Here is a 25,867-nt window from a genome sequence, read left to right as displayed (position 1 = left end):
TCCACGTCAGGCCCATCGCTCCGCGGGAGCGGTGGGCTTTTTTCGTGTCTTTCGCAGCTGCGTTGTGCCCGCCGCCGGCGCCCATCGACCTTGGGCGATGTTGACTTTCCGCCGCCCCCCTCCCCATACTTTGCAAAAAATAGCAACTAACGGTTTTGAGGGAGGATAGGATGCCGACTTCACGCAGGCAGCTGCTGAAGACCTCGGCGGCTGCCGCCGCCGCACTCAGCCTCGATTGGACCAGGGCCCAGGCGCAAGCCGAGACATTGCGCATCGGCCTGATCTACGACCTCACCGGCCCGTTCGCCGCCGGCGGCTCGGTCGCCTCGTCGGTCGGCGCGCAGATCGCGATCGATCTCGTCAACGAGAAAGGCGGTATCGGCGGCAAGATCAAGATTGCTCCCGTCGCCGCAGATTCCCAGAGCAAACCCGACGTTGCGATCAACGAGGCCGAGCGCCTGATCAGTCAGGAGAAGATCGACATCCTCAACGGCGTCTATGCGAGCTCGCATGCGGTGCCACTCGCGGCCAAGGTCGAGCAGCAGAAGAAGATCCTCTGGATCACGACCGCGGTCTCGACCGCCGTGTTCAAGGACAAGAACCTGCAATACGTGTTTCGCGCGCAGATCCATTCGGATCAATACGGGCAGGCCTTTGCAAGCTTCATCACTGAGCATGCGAAAGCCAGGCTCGGCATGGACCCGAAGGAGGTCAAGGTCGCGTTGATCCACGAGGACGGCCCCTATGGCGTCGGCGTTGCCTCGGCCGACGACGCCTATGCCAAGCAGGCCGGCATCCAGGTGGTGTTGCGCGAGGGTTACTCGGCTTCCGCGCCCGATCTCTCGGTGCTGGTCACGAAGATCAAGCGCGCCAAGGCCGACGTGATCTCGCATGTCGGTTACAACCCTGACATCACCTTGTTCCTGCGCCAGGCGCGCGAGAGCGGATTGCGCTTCAAGATGCTGTTCGGGGCGGGCGCCGGCTACAGCCAGCTCGACAAGCTGCGCGCGACTTTCGGCGCCGACATCGACAATTTCTGCAACATCGATCCGGTGCCGGCGCAGCTGCTCGATCCTGCCAAGCTCGCGCCCGGAATGGGCGATCTGATCAAGACCATGGTCTCGCGTTACCAGGCCAAGACCGGCGCCACCGACGTGCCGCCGCACTGCTCGATGGGCTTCAACCAGACCTGGGTACTGCTCAACAACGTGCTGCCGGTCGCCAAGGAGAAGTACGGCAGCTTCGAGCCAGAGGCGATCCGCAAAGCCGCGCTCGACGTCGACATTCCCGCCGGCGGCACCATCCAGGGCTATGGCGTAAAATTCTTCCCGCCGGGCACACCGCTCTCCGGCCAGAACGAACGCTCGACGCCGGTGGTGATGCAGAATGCGGGCGAGCACATCTCGGTGGTGTGGCCGACCAACATCAGGACGCAAGAGCCGGTATTCCCACTGCCGAAGGGCTCGACTTACGGGGCGTGAGCGAGGTCATGCTACACGAGCGGTGCACCCTCTCCCCTTGTGGGAGAGGGTGGCTCGCCGCGTAGCGGCGAGACGGGTGAGGGGTCTTTCTCCGCGCGTCCAACTCTCATTGGGATGCGCGGAAACAACCCCTCATCCGGCGCCATAGCCGAAGCTCCGCTTCGGCGTTCTGAAGAACGGCGGCCGAAGGCCGCCTATGCCACCTTCTCCCGCAAGGGGAGAAGGGGTGACAGCGTGCCTGTGGAAACACGCTGCTTTCACAACACCACCCTTCTTCCCTCCTCCGCCGCCCAATAGCCGGCGTAGTTCACCTTGATCGTCTCGTAGGCCAGCGCGAGGTCCGACAACGGTTGCCGCCCGGTCGCGGCGCATTCCATGAAGTCCTGAATCTCCTGCAAGTATCCGCGCGTCCATTCCTCCTCCAGGCAGACATATTGCCAGCCGGTCTTGCGGTCGACCTTTTCGGTGATGTAGACGCTCGCGAGCTTCTCCTCGCTGGTCTGGTAGCTCATCAGATGCGTGTTCGGCGTGATGTTGGCAAACAGCGAGCCGCCGCTCGTGTAGGTCTCGATCAAATTGCGCACGCCGCCCATGATCATGTCGCCGGAGAACACTGTGGCCTTGGTGCCGTCGGAGAACGTGGCGGTCAGTGTGCCCCAGTCCTCGACATCGACGGGCTTGGCCTTGATGTAGGCGCGCTCCTCCGGCTTGAGCACGGCGGTGACATTGCCGACATCGCCGGTGACGCTGGCGACATGGGTGCTCTCGCCGCGCGCCTTGGCCTCGACCTGCTTCAGATACAGCACGGCCGAGAGCGGATGACAGCCCATGCGGATCAGCGAGCCGCCGCCGGTCATCGCCCATTGCGCGGCATGCGCGGCGTGCGAGCCGGAATGGCTCTCCTCGCCCTTCATGAACAGGATCTTGTCCTTCGTCGCCCTGATGATCTCCGCGGTCTTGCTCACGGCCGGCGCGTAGATCCAGTCCTCGGCATACATGAACAGCTTTCCGGTGCGCTCGATCGCGGTCCGCGTCCTGTCCATCTCTTCGATCACGCGCTCGTACATCAGCGCCTTCGGCACGTGCTTGCCGATCGGCTGCTTGTCGCCTTCCCGGCCGAAATAGCCAGCGAACGGCTTTTCGCAGATCACGTGCTTGCCGGCCTGCATGCTGGCGACGATCATCTCCGCATGGAGGTTGGGCGGGGTACAGATGTCGATGACGTCGAGCTCGCGGTCGGCAATCAGTTCGGCAAAGCTCCGGTAAACACGCGGGATGTTGTGATGTCGGGCGAACGCGACAACCCTGTCGCGGCGCGCGGCGACCGCCGCGACCTCGACGTCCACGCCATAGACACGCCGGAACGCATACATGTGCAACTCCGACACGAAGCCGCAGCCGACGAGTCCCACCCTTATCCCAGCCATAGCGCCCCCTTGCTTTGGGCGGCACTATAGCGCGCTCGTAGGCCTAATCCACCGAGACGCGCACCACGCCCGCGCTCATCATGCCGAGCGCACGGGCCGCCGGCACCGAGAGATCGACGATGCGGCCGCGGATGAAGGGACCGCGATCATTGACGCGGCATTGGATCGAGCGACCGCCATAGGACACCTTGAGCACACTGCCAAACGGGCGCGTGCGGTGGGCGCAGGTCATTTCGCCGCGACCGGCCTTTCCGTATCCGTAATATGAGGCCAGCCCACTTTCGGCATTTGCTATGGAAATGAAGGCGAGAGAAGAAAGAGAAGAAATCGTCACACAAAACAATGGGGTCAACTGCGCTCGCACGGCACCGCTCCCGGTTGGCCCTGCCCCGGCGCTGCAAACGTCGATTGTTCCCCTAGGTTCCGGGAACTGCCGGGCAATGCCCGGCAGTTCCATCACACTTTGTTACTGTTTGTGAAACACAAGCGTACGGACCTCGATGCTTTCGCGCGGCGCCGCGTCGGCCGGCGTGGTCGGATCGATGAACGCGGTATGCGGCCCGAAACGGGTGCGGCCGTCGGTTGCGGAATCGTAGCACTTCAGCAGCAGCGCCTCGTCCGGCGTCATCTCGGGGAAATAGAACCAGCGGTGGTTCGGATTGTATTTCACCGAATAAGTCTCGCCGCGGCGGTTGGGATAGATCAGGTCGGAGGCGACAAGATCCTCGGGCTTAACCGTCGTGCCGTCGGCCATAGCGAGCGGTGAATCGCGCAAGGGGCCGCGGATCGGCCGCCACAGATTGATCACCTGCACACGCCCCTTCAGCAGCTCCTCGGCTTCATCTGGCAGATGCTCACGCACGCGGTTGGCGCCGGAGACTACGGTCTGGTCGACATGGACGCGTGTCGCCGGCTGACGCGGGCCGCCGTCACGGATATCTGGCGCACCTTCGACACGCTTGCGTACGGTGTGGTCGAAGATGAGGACACGATCGGCCTTCAGCGTCGCGCGCAGAAAGGCTTCGACGGCGGGATAGTAGACCGCCCTCACCTCTTCCTCGTTGTAGAAATCCTTCACCTGCGTCGGGTGACGCACCAGCGCAAAGCCCTCGCGATCGAGCGAGAAGTTTTGCGCGATCAGCCGCGCATCGAAGATCGGGACCTGGTGCGGCTCCGGCAGCGACGTGCTCTTCGGCTCGCCCGGCGGCGGATCGAAGGCGTAGGTGCGCGGCTTGGCCGATGTCGGCGCGAGATAGTTGAGTTCGGCGGTGACGAAGGGAAGCGATTCGATTTTTGTTTCTTGCAGGCCCATGGCCGGTCTCCCGATGTGGTCGTCGGATTGATTTTTGCGGGAGTGCACCGTGCCGCAAGGGAGGTGGAGCAAATAGCAATGGTGATGTTGTCAGCGGAGAGAATGCAGAAGGAATGTGTCGAGAACGGCCGTCGCTCTGGCGATGTTCTTCTCGCTTCACGGATGCTTGAGGGGCTCGTGAGCTCTCGCACCCACCACTGTCATTCGGGGGCGCCCGCAGGGCGAGCCCGGAATCCATCGGGCCGCAATATTTGCAGCTGAATGGATTCCGGGCTCGCGACTTCGTCGCGCCCCGGAATGACACCGGCACCGGCACCCGTTTCACGCTGCACCGCGTCCGAGACACAAGAGAGCGCTACAACCCCGCCTTCGCGATCGCGTCCGCAAACGAGCGGTCGACGATCTCGGTTGCATCGAGCTTCTGCTTGATCAGGCCCCAGCGGAAATACAGGTCGATCGTGCTCTGCTCGTCCGCGACCACGCCGTCATCGATCGGCGTAATGCGGATCTTGGCTCGCGACAGCCAGTTCTGCGGCACGGCGGTCGGGATGTTCATCAGCCTGCCCCAGGTCGCGGCGTAGCTGTCGATGTTGTTCAGCGACCACGCCCGCGCCGCGGTGAGGCGCCGGACGAAATCGGTCAGCTCGGCGCGCTTGTCGCGGATGGCGTCGGGCCGCGCCACCTGGAAGCTCAGGCCCGGTGTCAGGCCTTCGGAGGTGATGATGCGGCGCGACCTGAACAGCACCTCCTCCTGGCTGACATACGGCTCCCAGGTCGACCACGCATCGACAGAGCCTTGGGTGTAGGCGATCTTGGCGTCCGACGGCGCCAGGAACGCGATCTGCACGTCACTCGCACTCCAGCCGTTCTTCTCCAGCGCGGCGAGGATCAGCTGATGGCCGATCGAGCCGCGGCCGGTTGCGATCTTCTTGCCGCGCAGATCAGCAAAACTCCTGATCGGCGAAGTCTCAGGCACGAGGATTGCGAGCCCCTCACGCGTTTGCCGGATGGCGGCGATCGCCTTCACCGGTGCGCCCGAGGCGGCGGCGAAGGTGAAGGGCGCATCCCCGACGAGACCGGTCTCGATCGCACCGGCACTGAGCGCTTCCAGGAGCGGCGCGGCCGCCGGAAACTCCTTCCACTCGATCTTGTAGGGGACGTCCTTGAGCACGCCGGCCGCTTCCATCACGGCCTGCGCATTGCCCTTCTGGTCCCCGACGCGCAAGGTGGTTTGCGCCGCTGTCACCTCCAACGAAGCGAACAGCAGCGCGCCGGCCAGCATGGGGCGGATCATTCCGCGGCCTCGCCGCGCACCGCCTGGCGCTTGGCGATCAGCTCGCGCGTCAGCGGGATCAGCTCGCGGCCGTACTCGATGGCATCGATCAGCGGATCGAAGCCGCGGATCAGGAAATGGCTGATGCCGAGATCGTAATAATCGCCGAAGACTTCGGCGACCTGCTCGGGCGTGCCGACGAGTGCGGTGGTGTTGCTGTTGGCGCCGGTGAGCTTTGCGATCTCGGTCCAGAGCCGCTTGTCGATGCGGCTGCCCTGGTCGGCGAGCGCGAGCAGGCGCCGCGCGCCGGCGGTGGCATGGCCGTCGGCGGGCTTGCGGTAGCCGGTCTTGTCCTGAAGCGCGGTGGCGCGGGCCAGGATCTCCTCAGCCTTCTCCCAGGCCTGCTTCTCGGTCGGGGCAATGATCGGCCGCACCGACAGGCTGAAGCGCGGCGTCGGCCGCCCCTGCCGCACCGCCGCGTTGTGCACGCGGGAGGTCACGTCGCGTACCTGGGCATAGGATTCGCCCCACAGTGCAAAGGTGTCGGCGTGCTTGCCCGCAACGTCGATCGCCGCGTCCGAGGCGCCGCCGAAATAGATGCGGATGCCTTCGGGACGATAGGGCTTCACCTGCGAGACGGCATTCTCGACCTGGTAGTACCTGCCCTTGTAGCTGAACGGCTTGTCGCTGCTCCATTCCAGCCTGAGCACGTCGAGGAACTCGGAGGTGCGGGCATAACGCTCGTCCTTGTCGTCGAGCGTATTGCCGTCCTGCCGGAGCTCGGTGGCGTTGCCGCCGGTGATGACATGGAGCGCGACACGGCCGCGGGAAAACTGGTCGAGCACGGCGAACTGCCGTGCCAGCAATGTCGGCGCGGTGAAGCCGGGCCGCTGCGCGATCAGCACGTTGAGCTTCTCAGTGTGATTGAGCACGTGCTGGGCGACCTGGAGCGAGTCTGGCGTCGTCGAATGGAACGCCAGCAGCGCACGGTCGAAACCGGCGTTCTCGTGCGCCTTCGCCACCGTCTCGATGTGAGTTGGATCGAGCACCGGGCCCTCGCGCACGATGGTCTCTGACGAATTGTTGTTGCTGATGAAGCCGATGAATTCGATCGACATGATCGTCTCCCTGTTTTCTCTAGAGGCCGAGTGCGGCACGGCCAAGGCCGATGCGGGTGGAATCGTCCTGCGGAGTGTGCACCCGCCCGCACAGCACGTCGCGATAGTGCCGCTCCAGCGGATTGACCCGGGTCAGGCCGTGATTGCCGGTGAGCGACAGCGCGTCCTCGACGACGGCGACCGCGTTATTGGTGACCGTCAGCTTGATGACGTTGGACTCGGTGCCGGAGAGCTCGACACCATCATCGAAGTCGCCGGCAAAGGAGGCGATCAACCGCGCGTTGACCGCAAGCCGCGCCTCGATGGCGCCGAGGATCTCCTGCGCGCGGGCCAAAGTCGCGAGCGGCGCCCCGAGACTGGCGGGCACGCGCTGCTTCAGGAACGTGATCAGCCAGTCGCGCGCGGCGCGGGCGACGCCGTCATAGATCGCGGCGACGAAGACGGTGTGGACCGTCGCCTGCGTGACGTCGAGCGTGCGCCAGTCAGCCGGCTTGCGCACGTCGATCTCGGCATCGAGCGGGATCACGACATCGTCGAAGATGACGTCGTGGCTGCCGCTGGCGCGCAGGCCATGATGATCCCAGGTCTCGACGATGCGCGTGCCCGGCAGTCCTGCCGGCACCAGGAACTGGCCGACGCGCGGCTCGGCCTCGTCGGTCCGCGCCCAGACCAGGTACCATTTCAGGATCGGCGATCCCGTCGAATAGATCTTGTGGCCGGAGAGGCGCCACCCAGTTTCAGTGCGCCGCGCAATCGTCGCCGGCAGGCCGCCGCGCGCGGGCGAGCCAAGCTCCGGTTCGACGCGTAGCGCGTTGACGAGCGCAAGGCCCTCGACGCTCTCGCGCGCGAGCTTGCGCGACAGCCGCGTCGGCCAGGTCGGGCTGCGCGCCATGACGAGATGATTGATGTAATGCATCGACAGCACCAGCGCGGTCGACGGATCGGCCTTGCCGAGGATGCCGATGACGCGCGCGGCGTAGCGCGCCCCCGCCCCACCGCCGCCATGGGCCGCCGGCACCGTCAGCGACAGCAGGCCCGCCTCGGACAGCTCGCGAAAATTCTCGAACGGAAAGCTGCCGGCGCGGTCGTGTTCGGCCGCCCGCGCGGCGAAGGTTTCGGCCAGCGCCTCGGCGCGGGCGATGTAGTCGGGTTCGCTGTGAGTCGTGCGGCCCTTGGCTGCAGGCGTTACCATGTGGCGTCCAACCCCAACAGACCGAGGATCTGGCGGCGCAGATCGGCGAGATATGGATCGCCGCGATGGCGCGGATACGGACGGTCGACGCGAATGTCGGCCTTCACGCGCGCGGGACGATCGCTGAACACGATGACGCGGTTGGCCAGCACCAGCGCTTCCTCGGCATCATGCGTCACCAGCAGCGTGGTAAAGCCCTTGCGCTGCCACAGCGAGACAAGCTCGGCCTGCATGGTGATGCGGGTGAGCGAGTCCAATTTTCCCAAGGGCTCGTCGAGGATGAGTATCTTGGGATCGTTGACCAGCGCACGCGCCAGCGCGACGCGCTGGGCCATGCCGCCGGAGAGCTGGTGCGGATAGGCATTGCGGAAGGACGACAGCCCGACGAGATCGAGCGCATCATCGACACGGTGGCGCTGGCTCTTGAGAATGCCCTGGGCCTCGAGGCCCAGGGCGACGTTGTCCCAGACCGACCGCCAAGGAAACAGGGTCGGATCCTGGAACACGACCACGCGCGAGGGATGCGGACTTCTGATGCGCTCCTCGTCCTCCCGCAGCCGTCCTGCCTTGGGCTTGTCGAGGCCGGCAACGAGCCGCAGCAGAGTGGACTTGCCGCAGCCGGAGGGGCCGAGCAATGCGACGAACTCGCCGGGCTCGACCGAGATGCTGACGTCGCTGAGTACCGGCAGCTCGGCCCCGTCGATGTCGAAGGCGTGGCTGACCTGCTCGATATCGAGCGCAGCGCCGGCGGCGGGCGGAGTGGCAATCTCGGCCAATGCGGCTGCAGCTACCATTTGACGGTCCCCTTCTGCCAGACCAGGAGGCGATCGCGGATCGCAAACAGCAGCGTGATCGCGCCGGAGCAGAGCAGCGACATCACGATCAGCGCCGCATACATGTTGGCGTAGGCAGCCCAGCCCTGTGCCCATTGCAGGTACCAGCCGAGCCCGGCCTTGACGCCGATCATCTCGGCAACGACCAGCACGGCGAAAGACGAGCCGAGCCCCATGAACAGGCCGACGAAGACGTGCGGCAGCGCGGCGGGGATCGCAACCTTGAGCACCAGGAAGGACGGCTTGGCACCCAGCGTGCGCGCGACGTCGTAATAGGCGTTGCTGACGCTCGCGACGCCCGACCAGGTCAGCACGGTGACGGGAAAGCCAGTCGCCAGCGCGATCAGGAAGGTCGAGGCGCTCCAGCTCGACGGGAAGGTGAAGAAGGCGATCGGCAGCCAGGCGGTCGCCGGCAGCGGTCCGATGAAGCGCAGCACCGGATGCACCCAATAGCCGACCGCGCGCGACCAGCCGATCGAGACGCCGGTCAAAAAGCCGATCGTCGCGCCGATCAGATAGCCGCCGAGCTGGAGCTTGATCGACGCAAAGACGCTGTCGAGCAGCTTTGGCAGATCGTCGGTATAGACCTCGATGATCGCCTGCGGCGGCGGGAAGAACGGCAGCGGCAGCCAGGCAAACTTTGCGGTCGCGACCTCCCACAAGGTCAGAAAGACGCCGAGCGCGACGAGCCAGGGCGCACGCTTGCGCAATGCCTGTCCAGCCGAGCCGAGATAATCGGCGCCGACGGTCCCAAACAGCGCTACGGCTGCGATGATGAAGGCGGCGATGCCGAGCGAATGCGTGCGCGACCAGTCGCCGACGTCCTCCCACCACAGGCAGGACAGGCCGAAGGCGATCCAGGCGATGCTGGCGAGCACGCCGACGCCGGATTCCCGGATCCAGGTCGCCAGCAGCGGCGCGCGCGAGGTGCGCGGCGCGCTGGAGGCAAGCCCGTCAGACAGCGAATACGTCGACATAGATGCGCTCCGCGAATTTGGCGGTGTCGGTGCTCTGCTTGAAGACCTGCACGCTCTTGAGATCGTCGGCATAGGCCTTGAGCTCGCGCTTCAGGACGTCGCCGACGGGATGATGATGGTGGGTGTGGTAGCGCACCATGCCCTCGATGTCGGCGAGCGTCGCCGCCTTCGGCGCGTAAGGCTGGAACGATTTCGCCGCGACCGCAGAGTTTTGCGAGGTGAACATCGCGGCATCGAGCAGCGCCTGGGTGATGGCGCGCGCGACCTGCGGCTCCTCGCGCACCAGGCTGCCGCGCAGGCCGAGGATGCAGCAGCTCTTTTCGCGATATTCGCCGTCGAGATTGGAGGCGACCTCCTTGTATTGCGTGTCCTTGAGCCAGAGATAGGCGAGCGGGTCGGAGGACAGGAACGCCTGCACCTCGCCCTTCTCCACGGCGACGTTGAGCAGATTGCCGGGATAGGCGCGCCAGTCGACGTCCTTCACCGGATCGATGCCGAGCTTGGCGAGCTGGATCGAGAAGAAGTTCTTGTCGGGCCCGGCAAGATCGCCGACCGCGACGATCTTGCCCTTGAGGTCGGCGAGCCTGGCAACGCCGGAATCGGTGCGCGACAGCACGCGCATGCAGCCGCCATGGGTGCCGGCGGCGATCTTGACGTCAAAACCCTGCTCCAGCGGCTTCAGCCAGCGCAGCGCCATGCCGAGGCCGGCATCGCTCTTGCCCGTCGCGATCGCCTCGAGCAGCTGGTCGGTCGAGCCGGAATAGTTGACGAGCTCGACGTCGAGATTGTGCTTCTGGAAGAAGCCGTGCTCGATGGCGACAGGGACCGGCGCGAGACAGACTGCGCCGGCATTCCACGACAGTTTCAGCTTGCGCGGCGCGCCGGTCAGCGCGGGCGCCTCGGAGGCCGTGCGGCACAGCGGAAACTCCGAGAAGTCGACGCCAGGCGCGATGGCGCGCGGCGCGAAGGCCTGCGCTGCACCAAAGGCGCCAAGCGGCGCGGCGAACGCCGCAGCCAGCCCCGCCTGGAGCAAATGACGCCGGTCAAGGCTGGATCCTCCGCGCTTGTTGTCGTTGTCCATCAGCCCCGCTCCTGAGTTGGCACAGCTCCGCCGTTCGCACAGCGCATTGCGTTGCGCATGTTCCGTACGGAGATGCGTTGAGAGAATATTCTTCGTCGGCGCTTCCCGCGCCGCGTTGATGCGATGCGCAAATCATGCGGCGTGCGAACCGCATCGTCAATGAAATGGAATTTCGAATGTGACGCGAAGCGAAGTCATTCTCTCCATCGGCGCGTGCGGGAACGATGAAAGGATTTTCGCCGGTGCATCGGCATGCAACGTAAGTAAGCTGCGACTCCTTCGCCCGCTGCATCCGTATGCATCTTCCGCCGCGCACCCTACGCGTTCTCGAAAGCCTCGCTTCGTTGAAACGTCCTTGCCGATCGCACCCGCAATACGGTTGGCCATTTCATTGACTGCGCATTGCGCAATCATAGACTTGATCGTCTCGCTGCATCGTCCGCATCACGCCTCGTGAGCGACGCAACAAGACGGATCCAATGAGCATCAACTCCCACAACCATTCCATCACGCGCCGGCTGGCGGCCTCGTTGCTGGCCGCCGCCATCACCTTGTCGACAGTGGCAGCATCGCTCGCCGCCGACACCGTCGTGCTGCGCGTCGGCGACCAGAAAGGCGGCAACCGCTCGCTGCTGGAGATCTCCGGCTATGCGAAGGACCTGCCCTACAAGATCGAGTGGTCGGAATTCCCCGCGGCAGCTCCAATCCTCGAAGCGCTCAACGCCGGCGCGCTCGATGTCGGCTACACCGGCGATCTCTCGTTCCTCTCGGTCTATGCCGCCGGCGCGCCGATCAAGGCGATCGGCGGCACGCGCTCGGATGCGAAGACGCAGGCCATCCTCGTGCGCCAGGATTCGCCGATCAAGTCGGCCGCCGACCTCAAGGGCAAGCGCCTCGCCGGCACGCGTGGCGGCTGGGGCCAGTTCCTGATCGACGCGACGCTGGAGAGGGCGCAGATCAAGCTCGAGGATGCGACCTTCGCGCCGCTCGGCCCGGTCGACGCCAAGATCGCGCTGGCCGCAGGATCGATCGACGCCTGGGCGGTGTGGGAGCCCTATGTCTCGTTCGCGACCTTGAAGGACAAGGCGCGCGTGATCGCCGACGGCGAAGGCCTGACGCCGACCATCACCTTCATCGTCGCCTCCGACAATGCCATCGCCACCAAGCGCGCGGCGGTGCAGGACCTGGTGCAGCGCTTGAACAAGGCGCGGCTGTGGTCGCTCGACCACCTCGGCGAATACGCCAGGAACACGGCCGAACTGACCAGGCTGCCGGAGGACGTGCTGCTGTCGGCCTACACCGCGCAGCGCACCAGCCCGATCGTGATCGACGAGAACGTGGTGAAGGAGATCCAGGCCGCTTCGGATCGCTCGACGCGCTACGGCATCCTGCCGAAGACGCTCGACGTCAGCCAAGCCGTCGACCGCAGCTTCACCGCCGCGGCCGCGGGATCCAACTAAACGGAGGCGGCGGGATGCACAGGCCTCGCCTCAAGGCCGGCCCGCTGCATCTCGCCGCAATCGTGCTCATGCATTTCGCCTGCATGAGCCTGATCGTATGGCTCTCGCTCTAGCCGCGCAAGATCACCAAATCACCAATAGGCGCGGTAGTAGTGACGCGCATACGGCCGATAGTACCCGTAGTAGGGCCGATAGTACCGGCGGTAGCCATAGTATCGCGGATAGCCGTATCCGTAGCCGTAATAGGCCGGCGCGTAACCATAGCCGTAGCCCGGATATCCATAGCCGCCATAATACGGTCCGCCGTAATAGCCGTAGCCGTAAGGCGCGCCGGCGGCGATGGCGCCGCCGATGATCGCGCCGGCTGCGAGGCCACCGAGACCCCAGCCCCATCCGCCGCCGCGCCAGTGCACCTGGGTGACGTCGTCACCGGCCGCAGCCTTGATGGCCGCGACATTGGTCGGCAGCGGGGCTGCTGCGGCCTGCCCGACTTGGCCGACCATGACCGCGCCCGCCAATGAACAGGCGATTGCCGTTGTCCAGATCCTCATCGTCTTGCTCCCTATCTGACGTTTCGCTTGGAAAAAGGATCGCAGGTCTATGATCGGGCATCGTTGCGCCAAGTCAAAGCCTCGATTTTGCGTGCGGCGCACAAGAGAGCGAGTGCATGCCTCATTTGTGGTCAAGCGGGATCGCGACGATATGACACCGATACGACGGCGCCGGGTCCCGGCGACCACGGCAAAGCATTAAGCTTCCCGCGCGTTCGCAACCAACAACCATCTTCCTGATTTACTATTCGTACCGTTACTATCGGTTCCAATGATGCGCGGCCGGGAGGCATCTCGCGTCGCGCCGGAGGTGTGGGAGGATGACATGAGTGCCGTGGGTAATGAGCCGCTCGCCCGTCAGGCGCTGGCGTTCGTCCTGGCCGGGGGACGCGGCAGCCGGCTGCTGGAGCTGACCGACCGGCGCGCCAAGCCCGCGGTCTATTTCGGCGGCAAGTCCCGCATCATCGATTTCGCGCTGTCGAACGCGGTGAATTCCGGCATCCGCCGCATCGCGGTCGCCACCCAGTACAAGGCGCACAGCCTGATCCGCCATCTGCAGATGGGCTGGAATTTCTTCCGCCCCGAGCGCAACGAGAGCTTTGACATCCTGCCTGCGAGCCAGCGCGTCTCCGAGAACATGTGGTATGTCGGCACGGCGGATGCGATCTACCAGAACATCGACATCATCGAGTCGCACGCATGCCGCTTCATCGTCGTGCTGGCCGGCGATCATATCTATAAAATGGACTACGAGGTGATGCTGCGCCAGCACGTCGAGAGCGGCGCCGACGTCACCGTCGGCTGCCTGGAGATGCCGCGCACCGAATCCTCCGGCTTCGGCATCATGCATGTCGACGAGAACGGCTGGATCCAGCAATTCCTGGAGAAACCGAAAGATCCGCCGCCGATGCCAGGCAAGCCGGACGTCTCGCTTGCCAGCATGGGCATCTATGTCTTCAACGCAAAGTTCCTGTTCGACGAGCTCAAGCGCGACGCCGAGGACCCGAGCTCGAACCATGATTTCGGCAAGGACATCATTCCCTATATCGTCAAGAACGGCCGCGCCATCGCGCACCAGTTCTCGACCTCGTGCGTCCGCTCCGGCAGCGACGAGCGCGCCTATTGGCGCGACGTCGGCACGGTCGACGCCTATTGGGCCGCCAACATCGACCTCACCGACGTGGTGCCCGAGCTCGACCTGTTCGACCGCGCCTGGCCGATCTGGTCCTATGCGGAGATCACCCCGCCGGCGAAATTCGTTCATGACGAGGAGAGCCGGCGCGGCCAGGCCGTGAGCTCGCTGGTCTCGGGCGGCTGCATCATCTCCGGCGCCTCGCTGCGCCGCTCGCTGCTGTTCACCGGTGTGCGCATCAACTCCTATGCCAATGTCGAGAACGCCGTGATCATGCCCTACGTCAATGTCGGGCGCGGCGCGCGCTTAAAGAACGTCGTGATCGACCGTGGCGTCGAGATACCCGAGGGCCTCGTCATCGGCGAGGATCCCGAGTTCGATGCCAGGCGCTTCCGCACCACCGAGCAGGGCATCTCGCTGATCACCCAGCCGATGATCGACAGGCTCAATACATGACGCCTGTTCGCGTCCTCGCGGTCGCCTCTGAAGTCTACCCCATCGTCAAGACCGGCGGCCTCGCAGATGTCGCCGGCGCGCTGCCGATTGCGCTGAACGCGCATGGCGTCGAGATGCGCACCTTGATGCCGGGCTATCCCGACGTGATGCGGCTGGTGTCGGGCGCGGAGGAAGTCCGGCGCTGGCCGGATTATTTCGGCGGGCCGGGCCGGCTGCTCGCCGGCTCCCATGACGGGCTTGATCTGTTCGTGCTCGACGTGCCGCATCTCTACGCGCGGCCGGGCAATCCTTACGTCACAGCTGAAGGCGTCGACTGGCCAGACAACGGCGTGCGCTTTGCGGCGCTGTCGCGCGTCGCAGCCGATATCGGTCACGGCCTCGTGCCGGCCTTCGTCCCCGACATCGTGCATGCCCATGACTGGCAGGCCGGGCTCACGCCGGCTTACCTCCACTATGACAACCGCCCGCGCCCGGGCACCGTGATGACCATCCACAACATGGCCTATCAGGGCAAGTTCGCGCGCGAGCTGATCGGCGCGATCGGCCTGCCCTGGGATTCCTTTGACGTCAATGGCCTCGAATATTTCGGCGGCATCAGCTTCCTCAAGGCCGGCCTGCAACTCGCCGATCGCATCACCACGGTGTCGCCGACCTATGCCCATGAGATCCAAAGCGACGAAGGCGGCATGGGGCTCGGCGGGCTCTTGCGCGCCCGCGCGGGCGCGCTGAGCGGCATCCTCAACGGCATCGACACCGAGGTCTGGAATCCGCAAACCGATCCGCACATCGCCTATCGCTTCGGCGCGGAGGACCTGACGTTCCGGGCCGCGAACAAGGCGGTGCTGCAGCAGCAATTCAATCTCGACTCCTCGGATGAAGCGCCGCTGCTCGGCGTCATCAGCCGGCTGTCCTGGCAGAAAGGGCTGGATCTCCTGCTCGAGGCCATTCCGACCATTTTGCGCGAAGGCATGCAGCTGGCGCTGCTTGGCAGCGGCGACCGCGATCTCCAGGATCGCTATCAGGCGGCCGCCCGCGCCAACCCCGGCCGGATCGGGGTGATGATCGGCTATGACGAGATCCTGGCGCATCTGATCCAGGCCGGCTCGGACGCGCTTCTGGTGCCGTCACGGTTCGAGCCGTGCGGCCTGACCCAGCTCTGCGCGCTGCGCTATGGCGCGGTGCCCATCGTGTCGCGCGTCGGCGGCCTCGAGGATACCATCGTCGATATCGGCGAGGCCGACAGATCGGGGCGCGATGCCACCGGCTTCAAGTTCGGCCCGGTGACGGCGGATGCCTTCGCCGGCACGCTGCGCAAGGCCAACACCACCTTCCACGACAAGCTGACCTGGCGGCGGCTGCAACGAAGCGGCCTTGCGACCGACGTCTCCTGGCGCAAGCGCGCCGGCGACTACGCCGCACTGTATCGCGACTTGATGGCGGCCCGCGCGGCGTAGCGCTGGGCATGACCATCGTCGAATCCATGCTATAGAATCGGCATGGAACCCCTCATGATCAAGCTGATCGGCTTTGCCGCCGCCACCTGCACCACCGTGGCCTACGCGCCGCAGGCCATCAAGGTGTGGAAGACCCGCTCCACCGGTGACATCTCGCTCGGCATGTTTCTGGTCATGGTGCTGGGCCTGGCGCTCTGGCTCATCTATGGCCTGCTCTCGGGCGATGGCCCGCTGATCGCCTCGAACGCCGTCACCATGCTGCTCGCCGGCGGCATCCTGGTGATGAAGCTGCGATACGGGTGAGGCTGCCCCTCTCCCCTTGTGGGCGAGGGTGGTTTCGCGAAGCGAAGCCGGGGTCCGCTCGGGCTTGTCTCGGAGCGCTCATTTTCGAGTGTCCCCAACCCGTCACTTTAGCGAGTGATCAAGGTCACTGACGTTGTTGTCCACGTGCATAGTGTATTCGTCGTCGAACGCACACAAGCGTCGATTTGCACAACCCAACGGAGGACACCATGAACGAGATCGTAACCTCGATGGTCGAGCTTGATGAAACCGCGCTCGATGCAGTCAGCGGCGGCGGCAAAAACGAAGCTTCCGTCGTGTTTGGCGGCAAATGCCACAATCCGACGCTGATAGATGTATTCGTTGAAGCCTTCCGCAATGCTGGCGGGACCGGTGGTTACCTTACTGCGGGAGCATTGAACGGTTCGCGCCCGTGCTAGGTCACTGAGAGCAAATCTGATGGGTTGTGCCGATTTCAGATCGGAACTGGCACTACGCTTTCTCGCGCCCACCAAACACATACGACGCCATCGCGACGCCCGCGACCTCGTCGACGAAGACACGTTTGCCCAAATCGCTGCCGGCGGCACCGGCAGCGACCATCAGCGGCAGCAGATGGTCCTCGCGCGGATGCGCCAGGCGTGCGCTCGGCGCGTTCTCCCAGTCGACCAGCATCGCGTTGCGGCGCGCCGCATCGGGGTTGCTGATCGCCTCGTTCAGATAGGCCTCGAAATCATACGAGACCGGCTTCGACTCCGGCCGGTTGAAACCGCGCATGTTGTGATAGGTGAGCCCGCTGCCGACGATCAAAATGCCCTCGTCACGCAGCGATGAGATCGCGTCCCCGACCTTGATGTGCTCGGCCGCATCGTAGCTCGACTTCAGCGACAGCAGCACGATCGGCATGTCGGCGTTCGGATACATCAGGCCGAGCGGGACGAAAGTGCCGTGGTCAAAACCCTGGTTGGGATCTTCGCGGCAATCGAGGCCCGCGTGCTTGAGCAGCGCCTTCACCCTGGCTGCAAGCTCCGGCTTGCCCGGTGCGGGATATTTGAGGTGATAGGTATGCTCGGGGAAACCGTAATAGTCGTACACCATCGGCGGATGCGCCGAGGTCGACACGGTGAAGGCGTCGGCCTCCCAATGCCCGGTGATGACGAGCACGGCCTTCGGTCGTTCGGGGAGAAGCTGCGGCAGGCGGCCGAACTCCTCGGCCGTCTTTGCATATTGCACCCGCCGGTCCTCCATGAAGGGCCAGGGGCCGCCGCCATGGGACAGGAAGAGGGTCGGAAATCGCGTCATGGGTAAAGGCTCGACTCAAGGACAACATACGCGCGTAGCGGCCGCAGGCGACCGGCGGCGAGCATAGGCAAACCTGTATGGTTAGCAAGTCGTTAACGATTTGCCTTCCAAAATCCCCGCCGTGGCCGAAGGAGTCGGCCAGAAGACGAGGACGTGAGATGAGGAAGTTTGCGCTGGGGGACGTCGTCAACAGTGACAAGGGCCGCCGCGGCGTCGTTCGCGCCGCCTTCAAGTCGCGGGAAGGCCAGCAGTTCTATGCCGTCGAGAAGGACGGCGCGATGGACTATCTCGAGGAAGACCGGCTGAGCCCGGCGCCGCGCGTCGAACTCGCGGCCTAAGTCCAACTCATTATGTCGCGCTAGCGCGCGAGCCGGTCGAGACGCTCCGCGAGGGGATCGTCGCCGCTCGCGATGCGATCGTTCGCGATCAGCAGCAGGCGGTCGCGGTCTGCGGCCGCGTCCCAGCGCGGCAGGTCAGGACCGTTGGGATCGCCGCTCCTGGCGAAGTTGATCCAGTAGGTGCGCATGCGGCTTGCGATCTCGCGATCGCGCCGCGACAGGATGCCGGCACCGGGGACGCCTTCCGCGCCGAAGATGAATTGCAACTCGCGTCCGTGACCGCCCTCGGGATTGGCGCGCCGGGCCTCCGGCACATAGGCGAAGCGATAGCGATAGGTTGGCGCGCCGGTCGCGGCATGCAGGCGCGCAAGCAGCCTCACCGGCTCGGAGAAGAGCTTGTCGGTGTAGACCCGTGCGGCAAGATCCGAAGGCCTGGCGAGGTCGGGATAGAGCTTGCGCAGCTGTTCGGGTGTCGCGCCTGACGATGCAAGCGCCTCTGCGATCTCGGGCTCGCTGTCGAAACCCGTTTCGTCATCGTTGGAGCCGATGATCACGGGAATCCGCCCTTCATGCCCGGCCGCAAAGCCTGCGGCAATGTCCTCCGTCACGAGGCTTCCATCGATCGCGGGCGCGAAGCCGTGAGGAGATTTTGCGAGCAGCTTGCTTTCGGCGGCGAGCAGCCGCGCCGGCGCGATGGCGCGCGGGTCGGTGCCATCCTGCCCGAGCGTCGCGACGAATTGCAGACCGAAGGCCTCCGCCTCCTGCCGGGAGCGCAGGCGCACGCGGCCGGGCAGCGATTGCAGGATGGCTTTCTGAAACAGCTCGCGCTTCTCGCCGCACAGCATCAGCAACGCGATCGACGTCGCACCCGCGCCACTGCCGAACAGCGTGACGTTGCCGGGATCGCCGCCGAACGCCGCGACATTGTCGTGCACCCAACGCAGCGCCGCGACCTGGTCCATCAGACCGTAATTTCCGGAGCCGCCTTCCGACAGCGTGGGATGGCTGAGCCAGCCAAACACGCCGAGACGATAATTCACGGTGACCACGATGAGGCCGGCTTGCGCCAGCCTGGCGCCGTCGAACAGCGGATCGTTCACGGTGCCGCTGACAAAGGCGCCACCATGGATGAACACCATCACCGGCAGCGGGCCGTCGACGCCGAACGGGCGAAACACGTTGAGCGTGAGGCAATCCTCGCGCGCACCGGACAGCGACGGTTGAAGGCACGGCGCACCGTACTCATAGGCCGTGCGCATCTCCGAGCTTTCAGGCGTGACCTCCGGCGGACGCCAGCGCAACAGCCCGACCGGCGGGGTCGCATAAGCCAGTCCCTTGAAGAAGGCCACCTCGCCCTCGACGCCGCCGAGCATCTGACCTTCGCGCGTCAGCGCAAACGGAAACTGTCCGACCGGCTGGGCCACGGCCAGGCCGGCAAGGTAAAGGAATGCGGAAGCCGTAACGAGCGCGAGCAGGGACCGCATCTTGGGGAATCTCGATGCGCGAAGGTTTCCTGCAAAGTTATGTCCGCGAGCGCCGGCGAGGCAAGCCGCGTCTTACCTCTCCCCGCTTGCGGGGGAGAGGTCGGATTGCATCGAAGATGCAATCCGGGTGAGGGGGTACAGGTCCATCCGCACGTGCGGAGAGAAGCCCCTCACCCCAACCCTCTCCCCGTAAGAACGGGGCGAGGGAGCGCACCTTCGCCGCGGCTAAACGCTCAGCTCGATGGCAACAGCAGCTAACCGCCCTTGGCCAGAATCTCCGCGAGCGCGCGGCGGGCGATGATGCCGAGCTCACCGAGCGTGGAGTGTCCCGACTGTGCCGCCTCGATCAGGCGCTCGGCAATGAACCTGCGGCTGTCATGATCGCCGCCATGGGGCAGTTGGCGGCACGTCTGCTCCAGGACGACGTCCATGTTGGCTCTGGTTCGCTCACTCAACTCTGTCATGACGCCCGGCCGGCACGCGTGGCTTGTAACCGCAAGCATACACAGAGGGATCAGCCATGATTAGACCGGGTAATCACGGCCATTGTGCATCGCGATGCGTGCAATGGAGCAACGTTCGCGCCGCCAGAATGACGCGGCAAACGACTACCGGGGATTGCACTTGTTCTGATGACAAGCCGAGCCTGCAGGACTAGCCTGCCGGCAAAACAAAACGCACGGGAGGAAATGCCATGCCAGAAGCAATGGTTGCTGCGCGTGAGTCCAAAGCGGCGAGTGGAACAACAGAGCAGGTCGACGTCGCCGTGGTCGGCGCCGGATTTGCCGGCCTCTATCTTCTCCATCGCCTGCGCAAGGCCGGGTTCACGACCATCGCCCTCGAAGAGGCCGGCGATGTCGGAGGAACCTGGTACTGGAACCGCTATCCCGGCGCGCGCTGCGACATCCAGACCATCGACTACAGCTACACCTTCGATCCCGACCTCGAGGCGGCCTGGACCTGGTCGGAGAAATACGCGACCCAGCCCGAGATCCTGCGCTACCTCGGCTTCGTCGCCGACCGCTATGATCTCCGCCGCGACATCCGCTTCAGGACCAAGGTCACCGAAGCCAGGTGGGACGAGGCTGCCGAGCGCTGGCAGCTCACCACCGACAATGGCGCGCCGGTCTCCTGCCGCCACTACATCATGGCCACCGGCTGTCTCTCCGCGCCGAAGCCGCCGGAGATCGACGGCGTCAAGGATTTCAAGGGCGAGGTCTATTTCACCGGGCGCTGGCCGCATGACGGCGTCAATCTCGCGGGCAAGCGCGTCGCGGTGATCGGCACGGGCTCGTCGGCGATCCAGTCGATCCCGCTGATCGCCGAGCAGGCCGCGCATCTGACCGTGTTCCAGCGCACGCCGAATTTTGCATTGCCGGCACATAACGGCCCCGCTCCCTCCGACCGCATGAGCCTGCTGCAAGGCGACCGCGCGGCCTATCGCGAGCAGGCGCGCCAGTCGATGGCTGGCGTGCCCTATCCGCAGCAGACGGTCGTGAGCTGGCAATTGAGCGATGCCGAGCGTCGTGAGCGGTTCGAACGCGCCTGGGCGGCCGGCGACCTCGTCCACATCCTGACGCAGCTCTGGGCCGACCAGGCCGTCGACGTCGACGGCAACAAGATCGTCCAGGACCTGATCCGCGAGAAGATCCGCGCCGCCGTCAGGGATCCCGAGACCGCCGCGGCACTCACGCCGCATGATCATCCCTTCGGCGCCAAGCGGCCGTGTCTCGACACCAATTATTACGCGACCTACAACCGGCCAAACGTCACGCTGGTCAATCTGCGCCAGGAGCCGATCAAGGCGATCACGGCGAGCGGCATCTCCACCAACGGCCGCAGCTTCGACCTCGACGTCATCGTGTTCGCGACCGGCTTCGACGCCATGACCGGCGCGATCCGCGCCGTGCATCCGATCACCGGACGCGGCGGCAAGTCGCTCACCGACGTCTGGGCGCAGGGGCCGCAGACCTATCTCGGGCTCACGGTGGAAGGCTTTCCGAACTTCTTCATGATCACCGGCCCCGGCAGCCCGTCGGTGCTGTCGAACATGGCGGTGTCGATCGAGCAGCATGTCGACTGGGTCGTCGATCGCCTTGCCGCATTGCGCGACGCCGGCTTCACCACGATGGAGCCGACCGAGACGGCACAGGCCGCCTGGGGCCGGCACATGGCGGACTGCTCGATGCTGACGCTGCACCGGCTCGCCAACACCTGGTACACGGGCGCCAATGTGCCCGGCAAGGTGCAGGGCCTGATGCCCTATACCGGGGGCGTCGGCCCCTATCGCAGCATCTGCGACGAGGTGGTCAGCCGCGGCATGCTCGGCTTCAGGCTCACCGGCCCTGATGGCGCCGCGCAATGCAATGACGGCGAGGTGGTGCGCCTGCAGCCCGACGTGCGGCTGGTGCTGAACCTGCTGGCAACGCTCAACCTGCCGCCGATCGAGTCGATGGGCGCAGAAGGCGCACGCGCCTTCGTCAACGAGTTCAACAAGAGCCGTCCCGCCGGACGGCCGATCGGCGACATCGTCGACGGCACCCTGCCCGGTGCCGACGGTCCGCTGCCCTATCGTGTCTTCAAGCCCGCAACAGCAGGACCGCATCCGGTCGTGGTTTACTTCCACGGCGGCGGCTGGGTGCTCGGCGACGAGCAGTCGGACGAGCCGTTCTGCCGCGACATGGTGCGCAGGACGGGCATGATGTTCGTCAGCGTCGGCTATCGCCACGCGCCGGAGCATCGCTTCCCGGCTGCGGCTGAAGACGGCTATGCGGCCACGCGCTGGATCGCCGAGCACGCCGCCGAGCTCGGCGGCCGACCGGGGCCGGTGCTGGTCGCCGGCTGGAGCGCCGGAGGCAACATCGCCGCCGTCACCTGCCAGCTCGCGCGTGATCGCGGCGGGCCCGAGATTGCGGGCCAGCTTCTGATCTGTCCGGTCACCGACTGCAGCTTCGATCGTCCCTCCTACAACGACAATGCGACCGCCTATTTCCTGACGCGCTCCCTGATGTACTGGTTCTGGGACCTCTATTGCTCGCCGGCCGACCGCACCGATCCGCGCGTCTCGCCGCTGCGCGGCAAGGTCGAAAGGCTGCCGCCGGCCTTCGTCGTCACCTGCGAGTTCGATCCGCTGCGTGACGAGGGCATCGCCTATGCCGAGGCGATGGCAGCCGCGGGCGTCCCGGTCGAGCAGTTCAGGGCGCGCGGCCATTTCCACTCGTCCTTCACGATGGTGGACGTGGTGATCACAGGCGCGCCGGGCCGGGTGCAGATGGCCGAAGCCCTGCGGCGCTTTGCCGGGCTTCCGCCGGAGGTCAGTCACAGTGACGAGCGCAGCCAAGGTGATACCAGCCCGGGACACAGGATCGCGGCGGCCGCGAGCTGAGCTGCAACGGATCGGCGGGCTACGGCTGGTGCTCCGGCAACAACAGCGAAGCCGCGATGAGGCCGCCTGCCGATCCAGACGCGGCAAGAAGCCAGGGCCACACGTAGCCGGTGGCCATTCCTTGGTCCGGTATCGTTGCGCCGAGCGCCGCGATACCCAGTGCAAATCCAGCCTGACGCATGACCACAGTGACCGCCGAAGCCATGCCTGTCTGCGCCGGAGGCACCAACGCGACGATGGCGCCAGATAATTGCGGATGCGCAAGCACTGCGCCTAGGCCGATCAGCAGCATGCCGATCGCCGCCGCAGCAAGAATGACGTCCATGTTCGGGAGCCAACCGCTCGCCGCCAGCACCAGAACGAGATTGCCTGCCAGCAGCACCAGCATCGCCGTCGCGAACAGCCCGCGCCAGCCCCAGCGTTTCGCCAGGCGGGCACCATAGGGCGGCAGCACGAGCATCGGCAATGTCGCGGAGAGCAATGCGACGCCAACCGACGAGCCTGTCCAGCCGAACGCTGCACTCAGGAACGGCGGCAGGTAGACGAGGACAGCCCAGTATCCGATGGATACGGCGACCAGCACCAACGAAATGCCGGCCATGACCGGCCGACCAAACACAGCCGGGTCGAAAATCGGCGCGGGCCGGCGCCGCTGCTGGATCCCGAAGATGACGAACAGGCACACACTGCCTCCGAGACCAAGCGCGATCCGGACCGGTGCCGCACGCCCCATCAGCAGGCTCTCGATCGCAATACCAAGAGCGAGCGTGAGAAGAACTACGCCGCTCCAATCCAGCGGACGGCCGGCGGGATCGCGCGACTCTGCGACCAACCTCGGAACGGCGAGAATGACGAGCAAGCAAAGCGGGATGTTGGCCAGGAATATCCAGCGCCACCCGATCCAGCTCGACACCAGCCCGCCGAGCGTCGGCCCCAGCGCCATGGCAACGCCCGAGATCACACCCATGATCGCAAATGCGCGGGCACGCTCGTCAGGCCGGGCATAGGTGCTCGCGAGCAGCGCAATGCCGCCGGTCACGACGAACGCCGCACCAAGGCCCTGGACTGCGCGGGCCGCCCATAGCTCCGGACCTCCCGTCGCAACACCGCAAGCGATCGAGCCGGCCAGGAACACGATGTTGCCGCCAAGCAGGGCTCGTCGTCGTCCATACCTGTCGGCCAGCGCGCCGGCGGCGAGCAGTCCGCCGGTGAAAGCCAGGCTATAGGCGTCCATGACCCATGCGTAGGCGGCAGCGCCAAAGCCGAGTTCAGCCGCCATGGCCGGCATCGCGACGACAACCCCGGTCACGTCGAATTGCGTCAAAAAAGCCGCCATGCCGAGCGCCGAGGCTGGCAACAGGTCGCGCCAACGGCGCTGTGGCTGCTTATGGAGGTCGGATTCGGCCATCGTTTTCCCATCGGGGAAGGCGTCTGTCCGATATGCACGCGCGCGGGCGTTCCGCGCCAATGCGACGTGTTCACATTGCCATGAAAATAATTCATAGTAATGCAATGCGCTCATTTCCCCCGTTCGATGGCCTGATTGCATTCGAGGCCGCGCTGCGACATGCGAGTGTCACCCGTGCCTCGGTAGAGCTCGGGCTCACGCAGAGCGCGGTCAGCCATCGCCTCCGCAAGCTCGAGGATTTCGTCGGCATGCCCCTGCTCGTTCGGCAGCCGGGCGGCTTGAGCGCCACGCCCGCCGGCATAGCCCTGTCGAATGAGTTGGCGGGTTTGCTCGACAGGATGGCCGATTTCCGCGCGCTGTGCCGCGCCGCCGCGCCACCTCCGGCCTTGAAAGTAGGCGTCGGCGCAGCGCTCGCGGATTACTGGCTCGTGCGCCGCTTGCCCGAGTTTGCGGAAGCCTGTCCCGGCATACCGGTCGAATTGGTCATTATCCAGGGCGATGGACACGCGAGGTCGGCCGATCTCGATGTAAAGGTGCTGTGGCAGCCGGCGGCCGGCTTGAGGCCAACGTCTACGCAGCGCCTGCTATTCCGTGAGCAAGTGTATCCTGTCTGTCACCCGCGCCTGCTGCCGGGTCGGAGGCCACTGACCGACGTGACGCGACTGAGATCATTGCCGCTCCTGCACAAGGGCCGAGCCGGCGAAGACAGCGGAGCCGAGTGGTCATGGACGACCTGGTTCGAACGGTTGGGCCTCGGCCGTCCGCCGCCTGCGGAGATACGGTTTGCGACGATAGCCACCGCCATAGCCGCGGCCCTCGCGGGCAACGGGATCGTGCTCGCGCGCTCGCTGCTGGTCCAGGATGCGCTCAGGGACGGCAGGCTGCTGCGCGTGCTTCCGCCGTCGTGGGACTTGCCATCAAGCAAGGCCCAAATCGTCCGCTGGGCCCCGGCCATGGCAAATGACGCCCGGGTGAAGGCGTTCGTCAATTGGATATTGCGGATTCCGAAAATTCCCGGCGATTGAGCGTCAAGGCTTGAGCATCAAGACTTGCGAGCGGAGGCTGGGACCTTGCGACAGATCAGCCGGGAACCAATTCCCGGCTGCTTCGTTGAATGCTCGTGGCATTGAGATGCAGCGACAAGGTGTAGGCCCCGGCGCGCAAGACCGCGCGCGGGGGTTCTTTTTGCGTGAGGCGGGACGATGGGGGACGTTGTTGCGGAGTCAAAAGTCGATTTCGGCGCACTTGCAGCGCTGCATAAATGGCCGTCCCTTGCCAACCAGCGCCGCCCGGACCGCGAGCCCTACCAGGTGAGCGAGGGGACGCTCGACGAATGTATCTCGGCCTTCATGCAGAAGCCGGCGGCAACCCGACACCTCTATGAAATCCGCACCGCGCCGCAGCCGCCGCTGGTTACCGCCGTTCTCTCACCCGAACACGTCATCGAGCTATCGCGCTGGCGGGAATTTCTCTGACGGCCTTCACAAGCACGTGCGTCGGGACCTTCTTCCGGTTTTTCCCGTTGTCCGAGATCGGAAGCAAAGACGTGAGCGCCTCAAGATGCTTGACGCCGACGTATCATCACCGATCGTACCCTACGGCGCAGACGAGACCCTCTTCGTGGTGATCGATCGCCGCGACGAGGCGACCGAAATCCGCATCGAGCGCAGCGATCTCGAAGCCACCATCGGCGAGCTTGTCGCCGGATGCTTCAACGACCCGATCAAGGTGATTTCGTTCAATACGCTTGAGCATTGGATGAAGGACATCTCGACCGACGTCGCTGGCGAGATTCGTGCGCGCTGCGACATCTACGGCATAGAGCTGCCCGACTATCTCAGCGACTTCGTCGAGAGCCACCGCTGAGCGGGCGTTGTCTCAATTGCGCAGACAGGGAAGCACGTACGCGCGGATGCGCTTA

25 protein-coding genes are annotated in these 25,867 nt (G+C 65.1%); 11 read left to right on the top strand and 14 right to left on the bottom strand.

Translation table 11 applies throughout. From position 1 onward, the window contains the following. Positions 1-170: 170 nt before the first annotated feature. A complete protein-coding gene (locus tag GGD63_RS11770; protein ID WP_183241982.1) occupies positions 171-1,481 on the top strand; it encodes an ABC transporter substrate-binding protein in 1,311 nt (436 codons plus the stop codon). Positions 1,482-1,738: 257 nt separating this feature from the next. On the opposite strand, the gene GGD63_RS11765 is transcribed toward GGD63_RS11770, so the two are convergent. The 9 genes from GGD63_RS11765 to GGD63_RS11725 form a co-directional block, all read right to left on the bottom strand. Next, positions 1,739-2,908, bottom strand: coding sequence for a Gfo/Idh/MocA family protein (locus GGD63_RS11765; RefSeq protein WP_183241980.1), 1,170 nt, complete (start codon positions 2,906-2,908; stop codon positions 1,739-1,741). Between the two features lie 43 nt (positions 2,909-2,951). Then, complete coding sequence (locus GGD63_RS11760) at positions 2,952-3,272, bottom strand: septal ring lytic transglycosylase RlpA family protein (protein WP_183241978.1); 321 nt, start codon at positions 3,270-3,272, stop codon at positions 2,952-2,954. Between the two features lie 102 nt (positions 3,273-3,374). Further along, a complete protein-coding gene (locus tag GGD63_RS11755; RefSeq protein WP_183241976.1) occupies positions 3,375-4,220 on the bottom strand; it encodes a CmcJ/NvfI family oxidoreductase in 846 nt (281 codons plus the stop codon). A gap of 355 nt (positions 4,221-4,575) precedes the next feature. Then, positions 4,576-5,514 (bottom strand): ABC transporter substrate-binding protein, encoded by a 939-nt coding sequence (locus tag GGD63_RS11750; protein ID WP_183241974.1) that lies wholly within the window; start codon positions 5,512-5,514, stop codon positions 4,576-4,578. After that, positions 5,511-6,611 (bottom strand): LLM class flavin-dependent oxidoreductase, encoded by a 1,101-nt coding sequence (locus GGD63_RS11745; RefSeq protein ID WP_183241972.1) that lies wholly within the window; start codon positions 6,609-6,611, stop codon positions 5,511-5,513. Before GGD63_RS11745 ends, GGD63_RS11750 begins: the two co-directional genes overlap by 4 nt. Before the next feature lie 19 nt (positions 6,612-6,630). Then, entirely contained in the window at positions 6,631-7,803 is a 1,173-nt protein-coding gene (locus tag GGD63_RS11740; protein WP_183241970.1) for an acyl-CoA dehydrogenase family protein, read from the bottom strand. Then, positions 7,797-8,597, bottom strand: a complete 801-nt coding sequence (locus GGD63_RS11735) for an ABC transporter ATP-binding protein (RefSeq protein WP_183241968.1) — start codon at positions 8,595-8,597, stop codon at positions 7,797-7,799. Before GGD63_RS11735 ends, GGD63_RS11740 begins: the two co-directional genes overlap by 7 nt. Continuing rightward, positions 8,591-9,613, bottom strand: a complete 1,023-nt coding sequence (locus GGD63_RS11730) for an ABC transporter permease (protein ID WP_183241966.1) — start codon at positions 9,611-9,613, stop codon at positions 8,591-8,593. Before GGD63_RS11730 ends, GGD63_RS11735 begins: the two co-directional genes overlap by 7 nt. Beyond that, positions 9,591-10,694, bottom strand: a complete 1,104-nt coding sequence (locus GGD63_RS11725; RefSeq protein WP_183241964.1) for an ABC transporter substrate-binding protein — start codon at positions 10,692-10,694, stop codon at positions 9,591-9,593. Before GGD63_RS11725 ends, GGD63_RS11730 begins: the two co-directional genes overlap by 23 nt. Positions 10,695-11,173: 479 nt before the next feature. On the opposite strand from GGD63_RS11725, the gene GGD63_RS11720 reads away from it, so the two are divergent. Next, the gene (locus tag GGD63_RS11720) at positions 11,174-12,154 is read left to right on the top strand and encodes an ABC transporter substrate-binding protein (RefSeq protein WP_183241962.1); all 981 of its coding nucleotides are present in this window, start codon (positions 11,174-11,176) and stop codon (positions 12,152-12,154) included. Between the two features lie 131 nt (positions 12,155-12,285). On the opposite strand, the gene GGD63_RS11715 is transcribed toward GGD63_RS11720, so the two are convergent. After that, positions 12,286-12,705: a hypothetical protein gene (locus tag GGD63_RS11715; protein WP_183241960.1), complete on the bottom strand. Its 420-nt coding sequence runs from the start codon at positions 12,703-12,705 to the stop codon at positions 12,286-12,288. Positions 12,706-13,030: 325 nt separating this feature from the next. On the opposite strand from GGD63_RS11715, the gene glgC reads away from it, so the two are divergent. From glgC to GGD63_RS11695, 4 genes are all read left to right on the top strand, one after another. After that, complete coding sequence (glgC, locus tag GGD63_RS11710) at positions 13,031-14,293, top strand: glucose-1-phosphate adenylyltransferase (RefSeq protein ID WP_183241958.1); 1,263 nt, start codon at positions 13,031-13,033, stop codon at positions 14,291-14,293. Then, positions 14,290-15,747, top strand: coding sequence for a glycogen synthase GlgA (gene glgA / locus GGD63_RS11705; RefSeq protein ID WP_183241956.1), 1,458 nt, complete (start codon positions 14,290-14,292; stop codon positions 15,745-15,747). The genes glgC and glgA overlap by 4 nt, the downstream gene beginning before the upstream one ends. 42 nt (positions 15,748-15,789) lie before the next feature. After that, a complete protein-coding gene (locus GGD63_RS11700) occupies positions 15,790-16,050 on the top strand; it encodes a SemiSWEET transporter (protein WP_183241954.1) in 261 nt (86 codons plus the stop codon). A 209-nt stretch (positions 16,051-16,259) separates the two neighbouring features. Then, on the top strand, positions 16,260-16,469 hold the full coding sequence (locus tag GGD63_RS11695) for a hypothetical protein (RefSeq protein WP_183241952.1): 210 nt from the start codon (positions 16,260-16,262) through the stop codon (positions 16,467-16,469). Positions 16,470-16,521: 52 nt separating this feature from the next. On the opposite strand, the gene GGD63_RS11690 is transcribed toward GGD63_RS11695, so the two are convergent. Then, on the bottom strand, positions 16,522-17,331 hold the full coding sequence (locus GGD63_RS11690) for a class III extradiol ring-cleavage dioxygenase (RefSeq protein ID WP_183241949.1): 810 nt from the start codon (positions 17,329-17,331) through the stop codon (positions 16,522-16,524). A gap of 158 nt (positions 17,332-17,489) precedes the next feature. Here GGD63_RS11690 and GGD63_RS11685 point away from each other — a divergent pair, with 158 nt between their 5' ends. Next, a complete protein-coding gene (locus GGD63_RS11685; RefSeq protein ID WP_027547875.1) occupies positions 17,490-17,669 on the top strand; it encodes a hypothetical protein in 180 nt (59 codons plus the stop codon). A 20-nt stretch (positions 17,670-17,689) separates the two neighbouring features. Here GGD63_RS11685 and GGD63_RS11680 read toward each other — a convergent pair whose 3' ends face one another. Further along, positions 17,690-19,153, bottom strand: coding sequence for a carboxylesterase/lipase family protein (locus GGD63_RS11680; protein WP_183241947.1), 1,464 nt, complete (start codon positions 19,151-19,153; stop codon positions 17,690-17,692). 254 nt (positions 19,154-19,407) lie between these two features. Beyond that, complete coding sequence (locus GGD63_RS11675; RefSeq protein WP_183241945.1) at positions 19,408-19,656, bottom strand: hypothetical protein; 249 nt, start codon at positions 19,654-19,656, stop codon at positions 19,408-19,410. 191 nt (positions 19,657-19,847) lie between these two features. On the opposite strand from GGD63_RS11675, the gene GGD63_RS11670 reads away from it, so the two are divergent. Then, complete coding sequence (locus GGD63_RS11670) at positions 19,848-22,538, top strand: alpha/beta hydrolase fold domain-containing protein (RefSeq protein WP_183241943.1); 2,691 nt, start codon at positions 19,848-19,850, stop codon at positions 22,536-22,538. Between the two features lie 19 nt (positions 22,539-22,557). Here GGD63_RS11670 and GGD63_RS11665 read toward each other — a convergent pair whose 3' ends face one another. Beyond that, positions 22,558-23,946, bottom strand: a complete 1,389-nt coding sequence (locus GGD63_RS11665; RefSeq protein ID WP_183241941.1) for an MFS transporter — start codon at positions 23,944-23,946, stop codon at positions 22,558-22,560. A gap of 80 nt (positions 23,947-24,026) precedes the next feature. On the opposite strand from GGD63_RS11665, the gene GGD63_RS11660 reads away from it, so the two are divergent. The 3 genes from GGD63_RS11660 (at position 24,027) to GGD63_RS11650 (ending at position 25,812) form a co-directional block, all read left to right on the top strand. After that, on the top strand, positions 24,027-24,971 hold the full coding sequence (locus GGD63_RS11660) for a LysR substrate-binding domain-containing protein (RefSeq protein WP_246785452.1): 945 nt from the start codon (positions 24,027-24,029) through the stop codon (positions 24,969-24,971). Between the two features lie 177 nt (positions 24,972-25,148). Then, the gene (locus GGD63_RS11655) at positions 25,149-25,421 is read left to right on the top strand and encodes a hypothetical protein (protein ID WP_018640806.1); all 273 of its coding nucleotides are present in this window, start codon (positions 25,149-25,151) and stop codon (positions 25,419-25,421) included. Positions 25,422-25,506: 85 nt separating this feature from the next. Then, complete coding sequence (locus GGD63_RS11650) at positions 25,507-25,812, top strand: hypothetical protein (protein ID WP_027572940.1); 306 nt, start codon at positions 25,507-25,509, stop codon at positions 25,810-25,812. The last annotated feature ends 55 nt before the right edge of the window (positions 25,813-25,867 follow it).

This window comes from Bradyrhizobium sp. cir1 (assembly GCF_014198245.1).
Classification (GTDB): Bacteria; Pseudomonadota; Alphaproteobacteria; order Rhizobiales; family Xanthobacteraceae; genus Bradyrhizobium.
The sequence above is the reverse complement of the archived record's forward strand: the minus strand, read 5'-3'. Positions and strand labels throughout refer to the sequence as shown.

Excerpts from the sequence above, each read along its gene's own strand:
- GGD63_RS11770 (WP_183241982.1), top strand. The coding sequence starts at position 171 with ATGCCGACTTCACGCAGGCAGCTGCTGAAGACCTCGGCGGCTGCCGCC.
- GGD63_RS11765 (WP_183241980.1), bottom strand. The coding sequence starts at position 2,908 with ATGGCTGGGATAAGGGTGGGACTCGTCGGCTGCGGCTTCGTGTCGGAG.
- GGD63_RS11755 (WP_183241976.1), bottom strand. The coding sequence starts at position 4,220 with ATGGGCCTGCAAGAAACAAAAATCGAATCGCTTCCCTTCGTCACCGCC.
- GGD63_RS11750 (WP_183241974.1), bottom strand. The coding sequence starts at position 5,514 with ATGATCCGCCCCATGCTGGCCGGCGCGCTGCTGTTCGCTTCGTTGGAG.
- GGD63_RS11745 (WP_183241972.1), bottom strand. The coding sequence starts at position 6,611 with ATGTCGATCGAATTCATCGGCTTCATCAGCAACAACAATTCGTCAGAG.
- GGD63_RS11740 (WP_183241970.1), bottom strand. The coding sequence starts at position 7,803 with ATGGTAACGCCTGCAGCCAAGGGCCGCACGACTCACAGCGAACCCGAC.
- GGD63_RS11735 (WP_183241968.1), bottom strand. The coding sequence starts at position 8,597 with ATGGTAGCTGCAGCCGCATTGGCCGAGATTGCCACTCCGCCCGCCGCC.
- GGD63_RS11730 (WP_183241966.1), bottom strand. The coding sequence starts at position 9,613 with ATGTCGACGTATTCGCTGTCTGACGGGCTTGCCTCCAGCGCGCCGCGC.
- GGD63_RS11725 (WP_183241964.1), bottom strand. The coding sequence starts at position 10,694 with ATGGACAACGACAACAAGCGCGGAGGATCCAGCCTTGACCGGCGTCAT.
- GGD63_RS11720 (WP_183241962.1), top strand. The coding sequence starts at position 11,174 with ATGAGCATCAACTCCCACAACCATTCCATCACGCGCCGGCTGGCGGCC.
- GGD63_RS11715 (WP_183241960.1), bottom strand. The coding sequence starts at position 12,705 with ATGAGGATCTGGACAACGGCAATCGCCTGTTCATTGGCGGGCGCGGTC.
- glgC (WP_183241958.1), top strand. The coding sequence starts at position 13,031 with ATGAGTGCCGTGGGTAATGAGCCGCTCGCCCGTCAGGCGCTGGCGTTC.
- glgA (WP_183241956.1), top strand. The coding sequence starts at position 14,290 with ATGACGCCTGTTCGCGTCCTCGCGGTCGCCTCTGAAGTCTACCCCATC.
- GGD63_RS11700 (WP_183241954.1), top strand. The coding sequence starts at position 15,790 with ATGGAACCCCTCATGATCAAGCTGATCGGCTTTGCCGCCGCCACCTGC.
- GGD63_RS11695 (WP_183241952.1), top strand. The coding sequence starts at position 16,260 with ATGAACGAGATCGTAACCTCGATGGTCGAGCTTGATGAAACCGCGCTC.
- GGD63_RS11690 (WP_183241949.1), bottom strand. The coding sequence starts at position 17,331 with ATGACGCGATTTCCGACCCTCTTCCTGTCCCATGGCGGCGGCCCCTGG.
- GGD63_RS11685 (WP_027547875.1), top strand. The coding sequence starts at position 17,490 with ATGAGGAAGTTTGCGCTGGGGGACGTCGTCAACAGTGACAAGGGCCGC.
- GGD63_RS11680 (WP_183241947.1), bottom strand. The coding sequence starts at position 19,153 with ATGCGGTCCCTGCTCGCGCTCGTTACGGCTTCCGCATTCCTTTACCTT.
- GGD63_RS11675 (WP_183241945.1), bottom strand. The coding sequence starts at position 19,656 with ATGCTTGCGGTTACAAGCCACGCGTGCCGGCCGGGCGTCATGACAGAG.
- GGD63_RS11670 (WP_183241943.1), top strand. The coding sequence starts at position 19,848 with ATGCCAGAAGCAATGGTTGCTGCGCGTGAGTCCAAAGCGGCGAGTGGA.
- GGD63_RS11665 (WP_183241941.1), bottom strand. The coding sequence starts at position 23,946 with ATGGCCGAATCCGACCTCCATAAGCAGCCACAGCGCCGTTGGCGCGAC.
- GGD63_RS11660 (WP_246785452.1), top strand. The coding sequence starts at position 24,027 with ATGAAAATAATTCATAGTAATGCAATGCGCTCATTTCCCCCGTTCGAT.
- GGD63_RS11655 (WP_018640806.1), top strand. The coding sequence starts at position 25,149 with ATGGGGGACGTTGTTGCGGAGTCAAAAGTCGATTTCGGCGCACTTGCA.
- GGD63_RS11650 (WP_027572940.1), top strand. The coding sequence starts at position 25,507 with ATGCTTGACGCCGACGTATCATCACCGATCGTACCCTACGGCGCAGAC.